Genomic DNA, 19,877 nt, shown 5'->3' on the forward strand with positions numbered 1-19,877 from the left:
GATTTTGCCATTCCAAACCCAAAGAGAGCGATAAGTAAAAAGGCATTTATTTTACTGATCGCGATGAAAAAAGCAGTCTCACTAATAAAGCAATGCCTATGCCTGAAAGCAATCCAACCGCATGCGCAGCATTAGCAATTCGACCTAACCCAAGCGCTTCTGTGAATTGCGTAAAGCCTAACGCCAACCAAGCCAGCATAAACACAACAATACCCGTAGGCAGATTGTATTTTGGAACCTTCGACAGTTTATCCAATACCACCATATAACCAAGAAAGGCATATATAACACCTGACATACCACCAAAAAAAACCGAATCACTGTAATACTGAGCCAGGTTAGAGATAACACCTGACGCAAGAACGATTACCAATAAGCGAAGTTTGCCATCCAATTGCTCGATCCGACGACCAAACTCCCATACCCAAAGCAAATTAAACACCAAATGGAAACCGCCGAAGTGAATCAGAGCCGGGGTAAATAAACGCCAAAACTCACCCTGAGCAATGACACCCTCCAGTGTTCCGGGAGACAAAGAATTACCACGAATTTCCATAGGAACAATAGAAAACCAAGACACAGTTTCCACATTCCCGCCCGCACCAGTTAGAAGCGCAATACCAAGACAAACAAAGATAAAGAACCAAGTAACGTGCGCGTAAGATAAGGACTCAATGAGAGGTGTTTTCGCCGTTTGTTGTGATGTTTTTTCTGAGTCCGGCGAATTAAGAATTTCCATCGCCAAAGGAAGGTCTGCTTCACGCACCAGCCAAATTTCTGACGAAGGAGATTCATCTTTGGCCGTTGAAACCACTTGATGAGGAATTTTGGCTTTCCATAGCCGAGCACTGATTTGAGCAACCAGCTCTGAAGACTGTGTCTCACCTAGCTTATACAATCAGCACTCCTAGTTTTACGGAATGAAAAATAGCACCACTTAATACAGTACTATTGAATACCACATTATTGAACTTTGCTGAGATCTTCCAGACCCGAACTTTCTGGCTTAGGAAACTCTTCAGGCGTAACTTCAATGTAGACGAACTTATCATTCGATAAAGTCGTTTCGCCGTCGAATCGATAAGCCACCAACTTACCATACTTAACCGCAGAATAATCAAGACAGGCCAGATTCGGTTTGATGCACTCTGGCTTTCCCATTCTCCAGTAATGTCCAAAGAATAACGGCGGTTTGTCTTGGCTATAACTCAACAGTTTTGAACGGTCGCTGTCGGTTAAATCTCTGGCAGCAATCTCTGGCGGTAACGGATCCGGCTGAAAAACGATGTCTTGATACACTTCTGGCGCTTCAGACCAAAACTTGGTTCTGAAGAATTGACGAACAAAACCATCCTTCCCTTCAATGCTCATGCCGCCAGGAAGCTTAAGGTTCGTTCCTCGCAACAAACGATCCATCACATCAAATTCAAAGGAATCAAGATCAGAGGAGCGAACCAAGAAATCCAGATCAATGGTGTTGGTATTTCGACGCGCTTTAAATTCATCAATTAACGCTTCATCCCAGCAGGCATGAACAACTCGAAAACCAGGTAGTTCAAGAAACAAAGGAATCGTCAGGAACCACTCAACCAGATATTGCCATTCGTCCTGGTAATCCGAAAACTGATCCAGTGTCTCGCGCATAATGCGAGTGTGGCGTTGATTATGCTCTCGCAGATATTCATGAGCACTGCCCTCTGGCGAAGGCGTCATATAGGCAATGGCATTGTATTCATGATTACCCATGGTAATCAGTGCTTTTCCAGCCTTAACCATATCGTGCACTAGCCAAGCGGCTTCACGAATATGTGGGCCTCGATCGACAATATCGCCTACAAAAACCGCGATACGATCCGGATGGCCATAAACCCCGTTTTCTTTTTGATAGCCCAGCTTTTCTAAAAGACGTTCAAGTGCGACTGAACAACCATGAATATCACCAATGACATCATAGCCTTGAACATTGTCAGCGATAGCCGTCGGGTTACCTGAACTCATAGCTACACGCCTCTTTGATCCTGCCAACCAAGCTTGTCACGACACGTTTGATAGAAGTTGTGATCCAGAGGATGGATCAACTTCAACTTATGAGGTTTTTTGTGAATATAAATCACATCACCTGGTGCCAAAGTAAATGACTCTTGACCATCACAACTGATGTGCGGATAGGTTTTATTGTTTTCAGAAACGATTAACTTAATCTCTGAATTACCATCAACCACAATTGGGCGACTACTCAAGGTATGCGGAAACATAGGCACTAACACAACCGCATCCAGCTTAGGATGCATAATCGGGCCACCGCCAGATAAAGAATAGGCTGTAGAACCGGTAGGCGTCGACACAATCAAACCGTCCGATTTCTGACAGTAAACAAACTGCCCTTCGATGAAGAGATCAAACTCAATCATAGTGGTCGCTTTACCAGGGTGAAGCACCACATCGTTTAAGCTTGATAATGTCGCGACCGGCTGACCGCCACGACGGACCTGTGCATCCAACAGGAATCGCGTTTCGGTAATAAAACGACCATCCAAAACTTCTTGAACTTTTTCTTCTAAATCACCGTCCGGTGAAATATCCGTCAGGAATCCAAGCTTACCGCGGTTGATTCCCAACACAGGAACACCATATTTAGCCAGCTTACGAGCAGCGCCTAACAGGCTACCATCACCACCAACCACAATCACAAGATCACACATTTCACCCAAAAGCTGCGACCGTCCTACTTGACGGTTATGGCCCGGAATAACCTCTGCAATGCGATCTTCTAAAATCACATTCATGCCATTGTCATCAAGAAACTTCATCAAACGACGAATAGTTTCAACAACTTTTGCGCTACCAATACGGCCAATAATGCCAATATTTCTAAACTGATCCATGATTGTTAAGCTAACTTCTTCAAATTGAACGGTAATTTTCTGTACCCAGGCATGCTACTCTTTTCGGCCTAGGACAACAACTTAAATAGTAGTCCAACAAGGTTACGACTCGATAACAATCCCAGGAATTCACTATGCCACAATCGCTCAATGCATTTAATTTTTCGCATCAATATGTGGCAGACCTTGCTTGGATCATCTACAGCGCCCCCTTACTCAAAGAACAGTCGCTTTCATCCGAACTAACACCTTCAGAGCTATCCGCCCCCAGCTTTACACCACAAACTTCGACCACGACACCTACAGCCGACTGGTTAGAACAACTCGCCAAGTTAAATCATTCTCCGAGCCCACTGATACATCATATTGAGAGCAGACAATCCACTCGCGTCGGCTTTTATTACGAAGCACTGATCAGCTACTTGCTTTCAACCTTTCCTGGCGTCATACGTTTGGCAGAGCATCTACAACTTCAGAAAAATGGTCGCACACTGGGTGAAATTGATTTTTTATATAGAGATGAGAAAACAAACAAGGTAATCCACTTAGAAACTGCGGTTAAGTTCTATCTAGGCAGCAAGCCATGGCTGGATGCAAGCCACCCTTTTAAACATTGGCTTGGCCCCATGATTAAAGATCGCCTCGACTTAAAGACACAGCACTTGATCAATCATCAGAGCCAAATGTGTTTATCAGAGTCATTTACTGAGCTATCGAAACAGCTAAACCTTCCTCAACCGACGCACCGTGAAGTATTAATGCAGGGCTATTTATTCACTCATCCAAGTGAGCCTGTGTCACTCCCATACAACGTTGAGAACGAGAACACGACTCAACGACCTTTATGGTTTGCAAGGCACGAGATAGACGCTTTTCTATCAAACGATGACAAGTTCATTATTCTCAAGAAGCCATTTTGGCTAAGCCCGTTTCATAGCAAAGAACATAACCAACTTTTGGACAGAGATTCCTTAAAGGAACAGCTAGACAGCTTAATTGAACAGTGGAATCGCCCAATATTGATATCCATACTCAGCACGAACGAACTCTCAAAAACCAATCATGCCCTTTTTCAAGAGAACAATCGTTGCTTTATCGTCCCGGACAATTGGGCCGGCATATCAGCACCTAACACCTGATCCACGTACCCCAACCAACCATGAAGACCACCAGTATGAATGCATAAAATACGAGATACTTTCCCTGAATGATCAAAGAAACCCTGAGCCACTCTCTCTTTAGCAAATGCCATCAGTTTCAAGGTATAAACCGGATCCAGCAAAATACCTGTTTCTTTCAGAAATTGATTCGCAAACTCAATTAATTCCGCATTTAACTGACCATAACCAGGCTGACGGGCATCGTAGTGTAATTGGTAGTTAGTGCGCTTTGGATCTGCGATGAAACGAGCAACTTCTTTGGTCAACCACCCTCTTTCAGGCTCGACCGATGTTTGACCAAACATGGATAAACCATGCACTTGAGGCTGATCAGCCCCACCTGACATACCACGTACAATACCCGCCATGGTAGCCCCGGTGCCACACGCCACCAACACATGATCAAAACTTATTGTTTGATTCACCACTAACTCACCGATGCTTTCAGCACCAAGAACACCCTCGTTATTACTGCCACCTTCTGGAATCAGGAAAAACTCCCCCACCTGATCACGATAAAAGGCCAAGCGGTCTTCGTCATATTTTCGACGGTAATCCTTCCTATCAACGAAAAGCAATTGAGTTCCTGACCTTGCTACTTCAGCAAGCATGGGATTAGATTCGGGCGTCAATTCGTCACCACGGATAACAGCAACAGAGCTCAAACCAGCCTGAGCACAGGCCTTTGAGAATGAATAGATATGATTGGAAAACGCGCCGCCGAACGTCAGTAATTGCTGATACTCTTGCGTTTTAGCTTCAGATAAATTCTTGGCCAACTTAAACCACTTGTTTCCCGAGACATCGACATCCGTCAAATCCAACCGCAATAGAAACAGTTCGACAGAGGAACCATCAAGCCAACTCGGAAATACCTGCTCAACAGGCAGTTGCTGGATAAGTGAATCTATATCTAACGGATAAGTCGGAATCATCAAAGTTCTCAAGAAAGCGAGAGAGCAGTATTTTCATTAGTTCAGGGGCATTAGTTCAGATGAATCAATTCAGGCATAAAAAAGCCCCTGACTGTACACAGACCGACAAAGGTCTGGTGAGCCAGAGGCTTTATAACAGAAAATCGAGGCGACAGTTAAGCGCGTTTTGATTCAATCGCGATCACGGTTGGCACATCATTTTCTTCCAACTCACGCATTTTCTTGTTCATCGTATTGCAAACACGCTTTAGTTGAACCAACTGCTGTGTCAGCAAATAGTTTTCGGCCTTGGTTTGAATTAATTCCATTTGCTCTGCATTCCCTTCCCCAGTGGAAAGGTCAGCTATGTTTCCCACAGCACGTAGATCCTCCAGATGTTCCTTAACAACCTCTGCGTCGTCAATGTCCAACAAACGAGCTATTAATGCGACGGCATTGTTTAACTGCTGTTCACGCTTCAAATAACGAACTTTCAGCTGCTCAAATTTTTGCGAGAACATACGCTTATGCTCGTTATACTGTATCTGGTCGTGACGACGGGCACGCTCCAAAGAATCAACCTTGTCTTTACATTCATTGGTCAATGCTTCGATACGGAAACGCTGGCTCTTAATAATTTCAGCCAATTTATCACGACGATTCTTGGACTCTTCACTTTCCACCAGAGGAGGCTGATTCTGAGACTGAGCATGACTTACTGCCACATCAATGCAACCCATTGAGGTATGCTGACCAGCGGCCAATTGCTGATTGATATTCAGATCGTTCTGTTCAATTGCATGCTTCAAAATTTGGAAATGATTCATTCCTGGCTGAATCGAAGGATCCCACATTTCCTCGCGCATTTCAGGCTGCGGACAACGAGTACGGCACACCAGCTGAATTGGGCCTGCGCCAAGATCCGGCCCCTGACCAGCAATTCCCATCAAACGACGCAATGGCAGACTCCAAGAGCGGTCTGCGTAACCGTGCTCATCAAAATCTATGCAAAAGAAAATAATTCCTGAAATAGTTAAATCAGGCTGAACATTCACATAGCAGCCTTTTACACGCTCATCCGCATAATCCGGCAGACACGAAACGTGGTCCAAAACGCCTTCAAACTCTGAGTAAAGCATCTGCTCTACAACTTCCGCGCCTTTAAATAAAAGGACAGCTTCAACAGTTGGTGTTGTATCGTTAGCGGAATTCATGGGATGACCTCAATAATCATTAAGCTATTGAGGCTAAGTTTAGTGCTTTATAGAAAACGAACTGTGACTTAGTTAGCAGGGAAAACTAAGCTCACGCTTATACACCAACGGTTACAAAAGCGCATGCTTTGTAACCGTTGTAATAATTGCAGAACGTCTTCCCCAAAGAAAAATAATTTTATAACTTTCAATAGATTAGCATTATATCTCAGCGGCCAATCGTGACCCTTGATTGATTGCCCGCTTTGCATCCAGTTCAGCAGCGACATCCGCACCACCAATCAGATGAACAATTTTTCCAGCCGTTTCGAGCGATTCCTGAAGCTCTCTAAGCGGCTCCTGCCCCGCACACAGAACAATATTATCGACATCAAGCACTCGCTCTTCACCATTCACAAGCAAGTGCAACCCCTGATCATCAATCTTCCGGTAGTCCGCGCCATTGATCATGTGCACACCTTTCTTTTTCAAACCGGTTCTATGCACCCAACCTGAGGTTTTCCCAAGGTTCTGACCAACCTTACTGGACTTCCTTTGAATAAGATAAACCTCGCGCTCAGACGGAGAAACCTCAGCCGGAACCACACCACCTCGATGCCCAACCGTAAGGTCAACTCCCCACTCTTTCATAAAGAGGTCAATATCAAGACTCGGTTTTTCGTCGCCATGTGTAAGGAATTCTGCAGTATCAAAACCAATGCCACCCGCACCAATGATGGCAACCTTCTGGCCAATAGCTTTGCGCCCAAGAATCGTATCCAGATACCCAACCACTTTTGGATGATCAATCCCTTCAATGGCAGGTACTCTTGGTGAAATCCCGGTTGCCAAGACAATCTGATCATAGCCTCCCGCAATAAGGTCATCCGCAGAGACACGTTTCCCAAGATGCAGATGAACGCCATGCTTTTCGATCATCACCTTGAAGTATCTCAAGGTTTCATAAAACTCTTCTTTTCCTGGAATTCGCTTAGCCACATTAAACTGACCACCCACTTCATTCTGATCATCAAATAAATCCACTTGATGCCCCCGCGATGCAGCCACGGTCGAGAATGACAATCCAGCAGGGCCAGACCCTACAACCGCAATCTTTTTCGGAGTACTTGTTGGCTCATAAACCAACTCTGTTTCATGACACGCTCGCGGATTCACCAAACAAGACGTCAATTTCATGCTAAAGGTGTGATCCAAGCAGGCCTGATTACAGCCAATACAGGTATTAATTTCTTCCGGCTTACCTTCGGCTGCTTTTTTCACAAACTCCGCATCCGCTAAGAACGGCCGCGCCATGGATACCAAATCAGCATGCCCTTCGGCCAATACTTGCTCAGCCACTCCAGGGTCATTAATACGGTTTGTCGTCACCAAAGGAATCGTCACTTCGCCTTTTAAGTGCTGCGTCACGCGGGTAAATGCCGCTCTGGGCACTTTAGTCACAATGGTAGGAATACGCGCCTCATGCCAGCCAATCCCTGTGTTAATGATGCTTGCTCCGGCCTTCTCAATTTCCTTGGCCAATGCAACGACTTCCTTCCAATCACTGCCCTTTTCAATTAAATCCAACATTGACAGGCGATAAATAATAATAAAGTCATTACCAACCTTCTCTCGTACCCGTTTGACAATTTCGATAGGAAGTCGAATTCGATTATCAAAGCTTCCACCCCAACGATCCTTACGCTGATTCGTGTGCTCCACTATAAACTGATTTATGAAATACCCTTCAGACCCCATGATCTCAACGCCATCATAGCCTGCGGATTGAGCCAGCGAGGCACAATGAACAAAGGCTTCGATCTGCTGCTCCACTTCATCATCGGTTAGTTCATGAGGTTTGAATGGATTAATAGGCGCCTGGATCGCAGAAGGTGCAATCAGTTTTGGGTTATACGCATAACGGCCAGCATGAAGAATCTGCATGCAAATCTTCCCACCCTCTTGATGTACTCGCTCGGTCACGATCTTGTGATTGTCCGCTTCTTCTTGCGTATCCATCTTAGCGCCGCCTTGATAGACCGCCCCTTCAGCGTTCGGGCCAATTCCTCCGGTAACAATCAAACCTACGCCACCACGAGCCCGCTCAGCATAGAACTCTGCCATTCGCTCAAAGCCGTTTTTTGCCTCTTCTAAGCCCGTATGCATCGACCCCATCAACACCCGGTTTTTTAGTGTGGTGAAGCCAAGATCCAACGGCTCTAGCATATGTGGATATTTTGAATTTTGAGTCATTAGGGGATTCTCCAAACTAATCAACGGGCTCAATCTAAGAATTATTATTCATTTTTGTATGTATGAATTTAGACCCTGTTGACCAGAGCTTCAATGCAGATTCCTCACAAGAAACGCACCAAAATAATGCAACAAACATATAACCAAGAACAATTTTGAACAGATTGAATCAACACGAGAGCACAACACTTAATACAAGTCAGGAAGGAAAACACAGCAGAAATAGTAGAAACAACGTTAAATACGTCGAAAGGCAGAGAAATTACAGAAGAAAATACAGAGACGAGAAAAACAAACCGGGGTTTTATCTAGCCGCATCCCCAGCAAAGGATGCTGGAGCGGCATACAAAAGATAAAAGCTTATAAAGCAACAAATTACATCAAAAGATCGAATAACCTAGATTACATCTCGACGCCATCGTCATCTAAGTAATCATCGTCATATTCATCAAAGTAGATATCTAGAAGATCGTCATTCATTTCCATTTTATTCTCCTTACATTAGAGCTTTGGACACGACATGCTTTGAATACAAGACAGTAAATACAAGTTGCATGCCAAAACCAAACAACAAAGAGATTATTACGAAAATATTTCGAAATTATTACAACAAAAGAAGAATTTGAAAATTAAGAAAATAACTAAGAAAGGGGGGGGGGATAGAAAATGGCGGAACAGACGGGACTCGAACCCGCGACCCCCGGCGTGACAGGCCGGTATTCTAACCAACTGAACTACTGCTCCGCATTGTGACTATTTGGTGTTCTAACCATCTTTACTTAGTAACCAAATAAAGATTTGGTGGGTGGTACAGGGCTCGAACCTGTGACCCTCGCCTTGTAAGGGCGATGCTCTCCCAACTGAGCTAACCACCCAGTAAGATGGCGGAACAGACGGGACTCGAACCCGCGACCCCCGGCGTGACAGGCCGGTATTCTAACCAACTGAACTACTGCTCCGTAACCAAATAATCTAAGCCGTACCAAATAAAATTTGGTGGGTGGTACAGGGCTCGAACCTGTGACCCTCGCCTTGTAAGGGCGATGCTCTCCCAACTGAGCTAACCACCCGGCTTAAATCTTCTTTTAAGATCAGCAACTTATTGTGATAAATCGCCGTTCCCTCAAGAAGTGGTGAGCATTATACAGAGCGATCTTTGCCGGTCAACAGCTTTTTTCAAAAAAATTACATTCTTAAGACAGATGATACTCATACTGATTACTTAGCAACCAAAACGGGCAAAATCGCTCATTTATCACACACTTACTGCTGTTTTTTTAGTCGTTTCTGATTTACTAAACGCAATAATTGAGCGGTTGCTTCGGCATCACTCATCGCCCTGTGGTGATTATTTAGCTCAATTTCAAATTCTTTACTTAAATTCGCCAAACCATAAGACTCGTATCCGGGATAAAAACGTCGCATTTCTTTTACTGTACACAACTTTGGCATAGCAAAAGATTCTTCTAGGCGAGCAAATTCAGCTTTTATAAAGCCATAATCAAAATTGACATTGTGAGCAACGAAGATACTGCCAGATAAAAATGCCTTAAAAGTATCTGCTATTTCAGAAAACACCGGTGCGTTTTGAACCATCTCATCGGAGATCCCGGTTAGATTGGTAATAAAGGCAGGAATATGACGTTCAGGATTAATTAAACTTTGCCAACGATCCACAATTTCACCTGAGACCACCTTTACTGCCCCGATTTCAGTAATGCGATGAGTTTCCTTTGTACCACCGGTCGTTTCAATATCCACCACACAATAGGCTTGATTAGGATCTGTGATCCACTCCACTCGACACACAGAAGAATGAAAGCCAGCTTCTTTTAACTTGTTCAATGTGACCAGCTGATTCGCTCTCAGTGAATCCCCTGGCGCTTTGACCTCCTCAAAGCGAACCCTGCCCTCTTCTACGATGGTGAGATCAGGAAAACCATCACTTAATTCATAAAAGCTCTTAGCCATCATTATTAAGAAACGATCCAACGCGTCCAGATCAATGTCCTTAATAATGCTAAATAGATTTGATAACAGATTGCTCTTCCAGCGAAACAGTCCATTGGGTTTTCCAAAATGACTCGCTGCTTGTTTCGTTAAGAACTGAACATAGGCATCACGATCACAAATGATTGAACTGCGCTGTTCTATCACCAGTTGATGCAAAGAATAAAAGCCGCCATCTTTTAGACACCCCGGCATGACATCAAATTCATTACACAGGCTGTTGTCACTTTCAAAGAGTTCAGGCCAATAGGTCAAACCAAACAACGCACGCCAAAGCTCATTTTCTGTTTCGTAAGCGTTTACTCCATTCGCTCGATAGTAATTACAAACGCCCTGCTCCACGTTATGGCGAAACATTTCATCAATTGAAATCACCTTGGCCGCTCGTAACACGTCGGTCAGTTTACTGGTACGTTTTTGATTAAACTTCCTAGCCAAAAAGTCTTCCGCAAACAACAACAGATGTTCAGAGCCAGGGTTTTCGATCAGGGCTTCTAAACGGGCTTGAACCTGTTCTGTTTCACCAAACTTATAAAGCAGTCGCAAACTACGTTCTTCAGATTCAGGCAAAGAGCATGCTTGGTAAAGGTTGAGCGCTAAGGTCTCATCCAGTCGCTCTAACTGTCGAGCCAGCTTCAAGGTGTAACGCCCATGTAAAAGTGTTGCCTGCTCGCCGTTAGGCTCCGGCAGTTGAGAAATTTCTTCCGCTAAGGCAATCCAATCCAAGTCACGCGGCTTTTTTAATAGCTGCAATTTCTGTGCGTAGATAAAGCTGGTTAATGCATCGTCTATAGACTGAAACCGAGCTTGAGCCTGAACTTGTTGCCCCTGAGTTTTCCTAACACCTAAATCACGCAAGGAAAACTGGTTTAATCGGCTATCCACATTCCCGAAAAACAAAAATAACAAATAGCTGAACTCAGGTTCGCACGCTTTCACCCAAAAGCCATCGAATAAGCCACACGACTCTGCTTGTTCAAATGTAATATTGGAAACAAGCACATCCACCAGCGCTTGTTTTTTATCAGACGACTTAAAAGAAACCTGCTGAGCCTTCAGAAAATTGCTGAGCTGATCTTTCGTAAAGTACGTTAGGCAAGCAGGCCAATCTCTTTCTGAAACAACCCGAATCAGACCTTTGGCTTCAAGACGTTGTAGCACCTCTGGAAGATTGGGAATCTCATCGTATTTGAGCGTTTTTTGATGAATCACAGCAACATTACGATTCAGCAAGCGTACTAATAAACACTGGCTAGACTCATCCATTGCCTTATAGGTTTCAAGAAACATCCGATGCACAGCATCCAGCAAGTGGCCTGACACGGATTGAATGTAATCAAGGAATTCATTGAAATGGTCTAGATAGTATTTTTCAGGAAGTTCTTGTTTCATTGAATACTCAGGTCTTGCTCTATACTGATATGGATGCCAAATTCGGCGTATATTTAACCGACTTAGAAATGAAAAACAAAGCATGACTGAAGCTCAGTTTTACATTGGCCAGATCATTCATCATAAACGATTTAATTATCGAGGCGTGATTTATGGTGTGGATTCCCGTTTCTCTCATTCAGAGGAATGGTATGAGATGATGGCAAAATCGCGACCACGGAAAGACAAACCTTGGTATCACGTCTTAGTCGATGGCGCAGAACACACCACGTACGTTGCTGAACAGAATTTAGAAGAAAGCAAAGATCTCTCGCCGGTAGATCATCCACTTACAAAAGAATTATTTAGAGAACACGATGGGGAGCGTTACCTCCCCATAAAAAGAATGAACTAGGAGCAGTAAGCCCCTAGCCAAGCATTAACCTTCCCAGGTCTTACGAGCTTCCAAGGCAAGATCACGAACACGTTGAATGTCTTCGTCGGTATAGACGCCGTTCACGCCTGAAATGGCAGCGAGCTTCATACCGTGTTTCAAGCCCATCTTGTAAATCTCTTTCACCTTCTCCCATTCGGTATTACGACCAATAGTGAAGACTTCAAAGCGACCTTCAAGAGCCAGAACAATGGTTTCCGCCATACAAGCAAATACCACATTATCCGGTAGCTTGATGCTGCGCATGTCGAGCTTACCAGGCACTTCAATTTCGCCTGACTCAATCACTAGTACATCAGGACGTTTCGCCACTTCTTCAGGTGGCAAATCCAGTGGTCGAGCCACATCGGTGATAACACAACCCGGCTTAACCTTTGTAATATCAAGGATCTTCTTACCTGCGCCCGAAGTAGAAGTTACAACCACGTCCATCTGCCCAAGGTGCGCATCTGGATCTGTTGTACAAGTAATTTTGGCATCCGGCGTATCTTCCAACATCGACTTTTTGAGTTTTTCCAAAGTCTTCATGTTACGACCGGCGATATAAACTTCATCGAACGCCATTGCCAGCAAGCGAGCCGAAACCGAACCAATCGAACCGGTGGCACCAATCACCATAGACTTAGCAGGAATTTTCCCGCCGTTCTTAGGTGTTTCCACCAACTTGAGACGCTTCATAGCATCCGCTGCGGCCCAAAGTGCGCCCGATGCACTGTAGCTGTTACCCGTGGTAATCGGAATCTCCGAACGGCGAGCAACGGTAATACCGGCATCACCCACAACCTTGGTGAACGCGCCCAAGCCCATGATCTGAGCCCCCAACTTTTCAGCCATCTTCGCAGCAGCAAGCAGACGCTTATAAGTAAACTCGGCACTGTGCGACAACATTTCTTTTGGCGTACCACCGACCGTAATCAGCCAACCCTCAGCTTCTGCACCGCACGGTGATTTGATGCCCTTCACTTCCGAATACACAAGCGGTGGCGCATGAGCAAACGCTTTCTCAACCGCATTCATTAACGGCGTATGGGCAAAACGTTTAGGAATTGGCGTCACATTACGAATGTATTCTTGAGACAGAGGATGGATCACAAACGCGAAACGACGAATGTTTCTGAACTCACCCGTTGGGTGCAACATACGTGGCTTGATATCTAGCTCTTTGATGATGTCTTCAAGATCCGCTGTCGATAGTTCATCCGCATCAATGTCACTTGAGCCAACGACCATGGCTTCCAGTACATTAATACCCAGAACCTGTTCGAACAGATCCGGCGTCACATCAATCGCCAGATTTACCTGGGCATCTTTAAAGAACGCTAAGTCTTCGTCCGTCACCATAGAGGTAATAATGGTCTTATCTTTTAGGCTTTCGAGATCACCGTATTTACGAATTTCAGAGCTTGTACCTACAACCACGTGAGAGTCTTTCATCGCACCGCGAATCAAACGCTTTTTAACTGTTGGCAATGAAGGGACGTTGGTTTTCTCGGTATCAAACGGAGTGAACTGGTTTATGCTGTAGCGGCCCCGAGCATAAAGCTCCAATGCCGTAATAGATTTCAAAAATTTGGGAATGCCCGCATGAATGATTGGATCAGCAAACTTAATGTTTGGCGTGTACTCTGCCATTAAAGTCGCCATGTCATAGTTTGCCATCCCTGACAAAAACAACACTTTATTGTTGTTGAAGTAGTTTACTAATTCTTTCTGTACATAGCGTACTGCATGGCATTGCAGCAAACGTCTTAACCGTGCACCAGTCGTCACAGGAACACGAGTCACAACTTGAGTTAACTTACGAGTTGCCTGATTTTCAAAACGGAACTCGCCTACATTGTAATCATCAGCGACCATACCCACCGCCATGACATCACACTTAGCTTGAAGGCGCTGTAACTGCTCCCAGGCTTCTGCTTCGTTTCCGTCGGTACCTATGCGTTGGATGGTAAATTCATCGTCTAAAAATTTTGTGGTGAATTCATAGTCTTGATCGGACGACCCAAGACTGACGTTGATTATTTTTTTCATAGAATGATCCATCATCTCATTATTGTCTGTCACACGTTCCCCAGTATAACCAGAGAAAAGGATAACTAGGGAACCTCTGAGTTAGAGCGGACTTATTCAGAGGTTCCCGAACATCAAGCTTAGACAGTTTGTACTTTCACTGCTAGCACTGATCAAAGCGAACCATTAAGAGTAAACGCCTAAACCATGAAAATCTCAACCTCTGCGGTTAAATGACAGTGGTTGTTATGCTTAGCCTACAAACAGAAGGAGAGCCAACAAAAGATTAGCTAATAATAGAAAGAAGAGGTTTAACTAAGATGACGATGATTCTTCATCGCAACGATTTCAGATAATACCGACAAAGCAATTTCTGGCGGCGTCTTACCACCTATGTCTATACCGGCCGGGCCTTTAACCCGTGTTTGATCTTCTACAGACACACCATCCATATCCAACAGCGCCAATCGTTGTTGATGAGTTGATTTACTGCCTAACGCAGCAATATGAGCAACTTGCGTTTTTAATGCCGCCTTTAAAATAGGAATGTCCCAGTCATGGTCATGACTCAGCAACACCAGCGTACTGAATGGATCTAACAGACTGGCATCAAAGCTCTTGGGAGATTTCATACTGAGATACTGGGTATGCAACACTCCATTTCTATCAACTCCAGTACTATCGACACCGTTTCTATCAATAGGAGTAAGTTCATCATCAGTAAATCGAGAGGAACAAGCAAAAAGTTCAACATCAAAGGACTGAGACAACACAGTGAAGAAATCAAACACTGCGCCCTGCCCAACCGCCAGAATGCGATGTTTAGGTAAAAATACCTTGGAAAAAGACGTTAAATCCGATTCCACTTGCGCACGAGTAAACTGACTGCCGCGATGATTTTTTGGGTAGTAATCGTCTTCTGAAACCGGTGACAAAGAGAAGCTTTGTTCGGACAAATCCAGATTCAAGGCAACCGGTTGACGCTGTTCGGTTAACCGGGCTAATTCAGAAACCCAATCCGACGGTTCAATCGGCGTGATTAAAACATCAATGCCTGAACCACAGGGTAATTGGATGTCGAAGTAATCCGAGTCCCGACCATAACGAATCAATTTCCATTGATGATGGTCGAGCGTCTCCAACGCTTCACTCACCAGTGCCGCTTCAACACAACCACCTGAAAGCAGGCCTACTGACTCACCGTTTTGATTCACCAACATCTGGCTTCCAACGCCTCTCGGCGAAGAGCCTTCAACATTTATTAAGGTAAGTAAGGCAGTCTTAAGACCTTGGTCAAGCCAGGAAAACAAATACGGACGCACATCATCAACAAAAGAGGAAGAGCCCAGAGAAGCCTCTGAATTCGCTAATGGAGTTTCCGCGTCCTTCTGGTTCAATCCTGTTTGATTTGCAACGCATTGCAACATATTTGTTTCCCAGCTTGAGTACTTATTTCCTGACTTCAGATGTCATTAAGACGTATCAGCCTAAAAGAAATCAACGTCTTTTGATATGCAAACTGCGCCAACTTTTCTCCTCAAGCTTTTTAAACCAAAGCCCAAGAAGAAAAGTCTGATGAAAGCGATGATTAGCTTAACGGCGTTTTCATCGGCAAACGACGCTCTACCGGTCCACCTGCTGACGCCAGCGCATTCGCGATTGCAGGGCCAATCACGGGCGTTCCTGGCTCACCGACACCCGTAGGTGGTTCTGCCGATGGCACCACATGCACGTCCACTTCCGGCATATCCTTCATTCGAATCACCTGATAATCATGGAAGTTGGATTCCCTGACAGCCCCATTGTCGATGTGAATCTCACTGTACAAGGCAGGAGACAAGCCAAAGCCTATGCCGCCTTCCATTTGAGCTGCAATCACATCAGGGTTCACTGGTACTCCACAATCCACCGCACAGGTAACTTTATCAAGCTTATAGTTATTGCCTGACTTACTGATCTCCGCCACTTGCGCGACATAAGTACCGAACGATTTATGAACCGCAACACCATAAGCTTTATTAGGATCGGTGTTGGTTTTCATGCCTGATTTTTCAGCCGCCAATGCTAATACACCACGGTGTCTCGGGTGATCTTTTAATAACGACATCCGAAACTCAACGGGATCTTTACCCGAAACTCGAGCAACGTCATCCAAGAAACATTCGGTCGCGTGGGCGGTATGAGTTGAACCCACACTGCGCCACCACAACACAGGAACACCGACTTTAACTGTGTGCAATTCCACCTGCATATTCGGGATTGCATAAGGCAAGTTAGAAGCCCCTTCTACCGACGTATGATCAATGCCATCCTTAATCAAACCACCCTCAAAGAAAGTGCCTTCGATAATCGACTGACCAACAATTCGGTGTTGCCAAGCAACCAGATTGCCTTGTTTATCCAATCCGGCTTTCAGTTTGTGAAAGTACATTGGGCGGAAATACCCCGCGCGAGTGTCGTCTTCACGAGACCACACCAGTTTAACGGGAATATCCTTACCATAGGCTTTCGCAATTTCAGCCGCTTCAAGCACATAATCTGCAGCTGGATTCGCACGACGCCCAAAGCTACCGCCCGCAAAAACGGTATTAATAGTCACCTTATCCATCGGCACGTTTAATAACTTGGCCAAGGACATTTGATCGCCGGTATGAAGCTGAGCACCATACCAAAGCTCAACCGATTGATACGCGCCGCCAGACTGCTTGGTTTGAACCACGCAGTTCATGGCTTCCATCGGCGAGTGAGAGAGATAAGGAAACTCGTAGTCGGCTTCAATGACTTTATCTGCTTTAGCAAAGGCCGAGTTAACGTCACCCTTTTGCGCAGCCACTAAGCCCGGCTTCTCTGCCAGCGCTTTATATTCGGACATCAATTGATCCGAACTCTTAGTCATTGCTTGCGACTCATCCCATTCCAGCTGTAACAAATCTCGGCCTGTTTTGGCTTGCCAATAATCTTGAGCTAAAACAGCGACACCGTTCGGAATACGAACCACATCGACAACACCAGGAACCTGTTTCGCATTCGTCGCATCATAAGATTTTAACGTGGCGCCAAACTTTGGTGGACGAGCGACCATCGCTGTTAACTGACCCGGTAACTTCACGTCTTGAGTAAATACCGCCGTTCCGTTGATCTTACCTGTGTCTTTTCGTGAAACTTTAGTCCCGATCAATTTGAATTGGGATGGATCTTTCAGTGTCACCTTTTCAGGAACCGTCTGCATCGCAGCCAACTCTGCCAGCGCACCATAACCAATTTGTCTGCCAGACGCCTTATGATAAGCCACACTGTTATCAGTGGTAATTTCGCTGGCAGGTACATTCCAGCTCGCCGCCGCAGCGGCAACTAACATGGCTCGCGCCGCCGCACCGGCTTCACGCAACTGTGTAAAGGAGTTTGCAATAGCAGTACTACCACCGGTTCCTTGGAATTTCCCCCAGAACAGATTGTTGTATCGCTCTGGATTCGCTTCAGAATTGATCGCTCGAACTTGATTCCAATCGGCATCCAACTCTTCTGCTACTAACGTAGCTAGCCCGGTATAGGTTCCCTGCCCCATTTCCAGATGCTTCACCATGACAGTAATCTTGCCATCGGTTCCAACCGTTACAAAGGCATTCGCTTCGAAGGTTTTCTCTGGCATCTGAACGTCTGAAGATATGCCATCATCGCTTGCACACCCGGCTAATGAGACACCTAAAACCAGTCCGGCACCGGCTTGAGCACCACCGACGATAAATGATCGACGACTTACATTAAGCGACATGGCTCTCTCCTTCTTGTTTATTCAAATCAGTAGCGGTTGCATCGTAGAACAACGAATCGTCCGAAGGTTCTGCCTGCGCAATAGACATAGATTGCGCCGCTTGCTTAATGCCTTTTTTGATTCGTACATAAGTAGAGCAACGGCAGATATTGCCTGACATAAAATCATCTATATCTTGATCAGAAGGATTGGGATTTTGTTTGAGTAACGCAGTCGCCGACATGATCTGTCCGGATTGACAATAACCGCACTGAACAACAGCAATGTCTTCCCACGCCTGAGCCACTGCCTTCGCTTCTTTGGATAAATCAGAGGATGGGAGCCCTTCAATGGTAGTAATGCTTTGATTTTGAACGCTGCTCACCGGCGTCACACACGAACGAATTGACGTGCCGTTCATGTGAACAGTACAAGCGCCGCATTGCGCCATACCGCACCCAAACTTAGTGCCAGTCAAATTTAGGTGATCGCGAATCACCCACAGCAAAGGGGTGTTGGGATCAACATCCACCTCGTGCTTCTGTCCATTTAAGTCTAAAGAGAGTTTCATTAAGACGTCCCCGCATCATCAAGCTGATCTAAAAAGTTGGAGTCTCATTAGCTGAGATCTAATTGATTTACTAAGACTAGTTAATTCATTGATGATGCAAAATACGTTGATCGGAAATTGATAGAAACGAGCAATGAATTTCAAGAAACAGGCAAAAAGGCGCTCAATAGAGACTGAGTGAAACCACCTTAATTACAAACCTATAGGTTTAGATGTTTCATTTTCATAAGCCGTTCTAAGATGATGTGCACGCTTTTCCAACAAAGACCTCAGGGCTTTTAGTTGTCCTTTAGCCGCCTGATATCCGATTTCAATGGCTTCATCACGGGAGTCAAAGCTGGCAAAGTTAGACGGTTCAAAATCCGGTTGAATCAAGAGGTCTGCATTGGCCATTTCTGATTCCGCTATGCGACAACTCTGGATACGAAATGCAGAGTACAACAAACGCGATGCAGTGCTGATGTCTTTGTAATTCGAGCCACAATAGACATCGACCGCAATAACAATATCGGCACCCATCGAGCGGGCGAAGTTTACCGGAACCACTGATAGTACCCCGCCATCGACATAGAGGTTTCCATCAATTTCTACAGGGATAAAGGCGCCAGGAATACTCGATGATACTTGAACTGCTTTGCCAACATTGCCTTTGGAAATCAGCTTTTCCTGTCTGTCCGTTAGATCAGTCACCGCAATACCCAGCTGTTTTGGTAAGGATTCAATTTGTGGACTATCGAGCTGTTCATTTACCCAATCGGCCAACGCCTCTCCCTGAAGAATTCCCTGATTAGAAATACGAACATCCGCAATACCCCAAGCACTGAGGTTGTTAACCGCATCGATCATGTCTTGATAACTTTTTCCGGACGCATAGAAGGCCGCTGCAATAGAACCGGCTGAAGTTCCTGTTACTACACTGGCATTTATGCCCTCCTCTTCAAGCGCTTTAATGACCCCTAAATGAATAAAGCCCCGAACACCACCGCCACCAAAAGCAATGCCAATTCTCGGAACAGCATTATTGTTTGGTTGTACAGAAGTAGATTTTACCGATGTGTGATTTTCGGATGTCTGTTTTACAGAACGGTCTGAATCTGCAATTGAACTTACCAATGCTTTAGGGCTTAAATCGTTGTACACATTTTTTGATGCACATCCCGTAACAACCACAACCATCAACAGCATTACACTTTTAGCTATCCACATATAACGATCCATATATTAAACAAGTTGTTTTCCTCATTACTGAACGTTCAGTCAACCTTAAAATTAAACTACACCGTATAGTGTAATCATAAAATAGCC

At 45.0% G+C, this 19,877-nt stretch carries 14 protein-coding genes and 4 tRNA genes; 2 read left to right on the forward strand and 16 right to left on the reverse strand.

The window, feature by feature from the left end; genetic code table 11:
* Nucleotides 1-46: 46 nt before the first annotated feature.
* The 3 genes from ACFOEK_RS02565 to ACFOEK_RS02575 all read right to left on the reverse strand — a co-directional run bounded on the left by ACFOEK_RS02565 (nt 47) and on the right by ACFOEK_RS02575 (nt 2,885).
* On the reverse strand, nt 47-898 hold the full coding sequence (locus ACFOEK_RS02565) for a rhomboid family intramembrane serine protease (protein WP_386715727.1): 852 nt from the start codon (nt 896-898) through the stop codon (nt 47-49).
* A gap of 65 nt (nt 899-963) precedes the next feature.
* Nucleotides 964-1,998 (reverse strand): metallophosphoesterase, encoded by a 1,035-nt coding sequence (locus tag ACFOEK_RS02570; protein WP_386715730.1) that lies wholly within the window; start codon nt 1,996-1,998, stop codon nt 964-966.
* Between the two features lie 2 nt (nt 1,999-2,000).
* Entirely contained in the window at nt 2,001-2,885 is an 885-nt protein-coding gene (locus ACFOEK_RS02575; protein WP_386715733.1) for an NAD(+) kinase, read from the reverse strand.
* Between the two features lie 134 nt (nt 2,886-3,019).
* Here ACFOEK_RS02575 and ACFOEK_RS02580 point away from each other — a divergent pair, with 134 nt between their 5' ends.
* Nucleotides 3,020-4,024, forward strand: coding sequence for a DUF1853 family protein (locus tag ACFOEK_RS02580; protein ID WP_386715736.1), 1,005 nt, complete (start codon nt 3,020-3,022; stop codon nt 4,022-4,024).
* Here ACFOEK_RS02580 and ACFOEK_RS02585 read toward each other — a convergent pair.
* From ACFOEK_RS02585 to ACFOEK_RS02620, 8 genes are all read right to left on the reverse strand, one after another.
* A complete protein-coding gene (locus ACFOEK_RS02585) occupies nt 3,958-4,980 on the reverse strand; it encodes a 1-aminocyclopropane-1-carboxylate deaminase/D-cysteine desulfhydrase (protein ID WP_386715739.1) in 1,023 nt (340 codons plus the stop codon). The genes ACFOEK_RS02580 and ACFOEK_RS02585 overlap by 67 nt on opposite strands.
* 155 nt (nt 4,981-5,135) lie before the next feature.
* Nucleotides 5,136-6,173, reverse strand: coding sequence for a hypothetical protein (locus ACFOEK_RS02590; RefSeq protein WP_386715741.1), 1,038 nt, complete (start codon nt 6,171-6,173; stop codon nt 5,136-5,138).
* Nucleotides 6,174-6,374: 201 nt separating this feature from the next.
* On the reverse strand, nt 6,375-8,405 hold the full coding sequence (locus tag ACFOEK_RS02595) for an oxidoreductase (protein ID WP_386715744.1): 2,031 nt from the start codon (nt 8,403-8,405) through the stop codon (nt 6,375-6,377).
* A gap of 667 nt (nt 8,406-9,072) precedes the next feature.
* A tRNA-Asp gene (locus tag ACFOEK_RS02600) sits at nt 9,073-9,149 on the reverse strand.
* 55 nt (nt 9,150-9,204) lie between these two features.
* A tRNA-Val gene (locus ACFOEK_RS02605) sits at nt 9,205-9,280 on the reverse strand.
* 7 nt (nt 9,281-9,287) lie between these two features.
* A tRNA-Asp gene (locus tag ACFOEK_RS02610) sits at nt 9,288-9,364 on the reverse strand.
* A 35-nt stretch (nt 9,365-9,399) separates the two neighbouring features.
* A tRNA-Val gene (locus ACFOEK_RS02615) sits at nt 9,400-9,475 on the reverse strand.
* 193 nt (nt 9,476-9,668) lie between these two features.
* On the reverse strand, nt 9,669-11,807 hold the full coding sequence (locus tag ACFOEK_RS02620; protein WP_386715747.1) for an exonuclease domain-containing protein: 2,139 nt from the start codon (nt 11,805-11,807) through the stop codon (nt 9,669-9,671).
* A gap of 82 nt (nt 11,808-11,889) precedes the next feature.
* On the opposite strand from ACFOEK_RS02620, the gene hspQ reads away from it, so the two are divergent.
* Nucleotides 11,890-12,201, forward strand: a complete 312-nt coding sequence (gene hspQ, locus ACFOEK_RS02625) for a heat shock protein HspQ (RefSeq protein WP_386715750.1) — start codon at nt 11,890-11,892, stop codon at nt 12,199-12,201.
* 24 nt (nt 12,202-12,225) lie between these two features.
* Here the strand turns inward: hspQ and ACFOEK_RS02630 are convergent, their stop codons facing one another.
* From ACFOEK_RS02630 to ACFOEK_RS02650, 5 genes are all read right to left on the reverse strand, one after another.
* Nucleotides 12,226-14,271 carry a dehydrogenase gene (locus ACFOEK_RS02630; protein WP_386715753.1) on the reverse strand — a complete coding sequence of 682 codons (2,046 nt, stop codon included), beginning with the start codon at nt 14,269-14,271 and terminating at the stop codon, nt 12,226-12,228.
* A gap of 290 nt (nt 14,272-14,561) precedes the next feature.
* A complete protein-coding gene (locus ACFOEK_RS02635) occupies nt 14,562-15,677 on the reverse strand; it encodes an XdhC family protein (protein WP_386715756.1) in 1,116 nt (371 codons plus the stop codon).
* Nucleotides 15,678-15,838: 161 nt separating this feature from the next.
* Nucleotides 15,839-18,022 (reverse strand): xanthine dehydrogenase family protein molybdopterin-binding subunit, encoded by a 2,184-nt coding sequence (locus tag ACFOEK_RS02640; RefSeq protein ID WP_386715759.1) that lies wholly within the window; start codon nt 18,020-18,022, stop codon nt 15,839-15,841.
* Nucleotides 18,012-18,572 carry a (2Fe-2S)-binding protein gene (locus ACFOEK_RS02645; RefSeq protein WP_386715762.1) on the reverse strand — a complete coding sequence of 187 codons (561 nt, stop codon included), beginning with the start codon at nt 18,570-18,572 and terminating at the stop codon, nt 18,012-18,014. The genes ACFOEK_RS02640 and ACFOEK_RS02645 overlap by 11 nt, the downstream gene beginning before the upstream one ends.
* A 192-nt stretch (nt 18,573-18,764) precedes the next feature.
* The gene (locus tag ACFOEK_RS02650; protein WP_386715765.1) at nt 18,765-19,778 is read right to left on the reverse strand and encodes a patatin-like phospholipase family protein; all 1,014 of its coding nucleotides are present in this window, start codon (nt 19,776-19,778) and stop codon (nt 18,765-18,767) included.
* Nucleotides 19,779-19,877 lie beyond the last annotated feature (99 nt).

This window comes from Litoribrevibacter euphylliae (assembly GCF_042646085.1).
GTDB classification, from domain to species: Bacteria; Pseudomonadota; Gammaproteobacteria; order Pseudomonadales; family Litoribrevibacteraceae; genus Litoribrevibacter; species Litoribrevibacter euphylliae.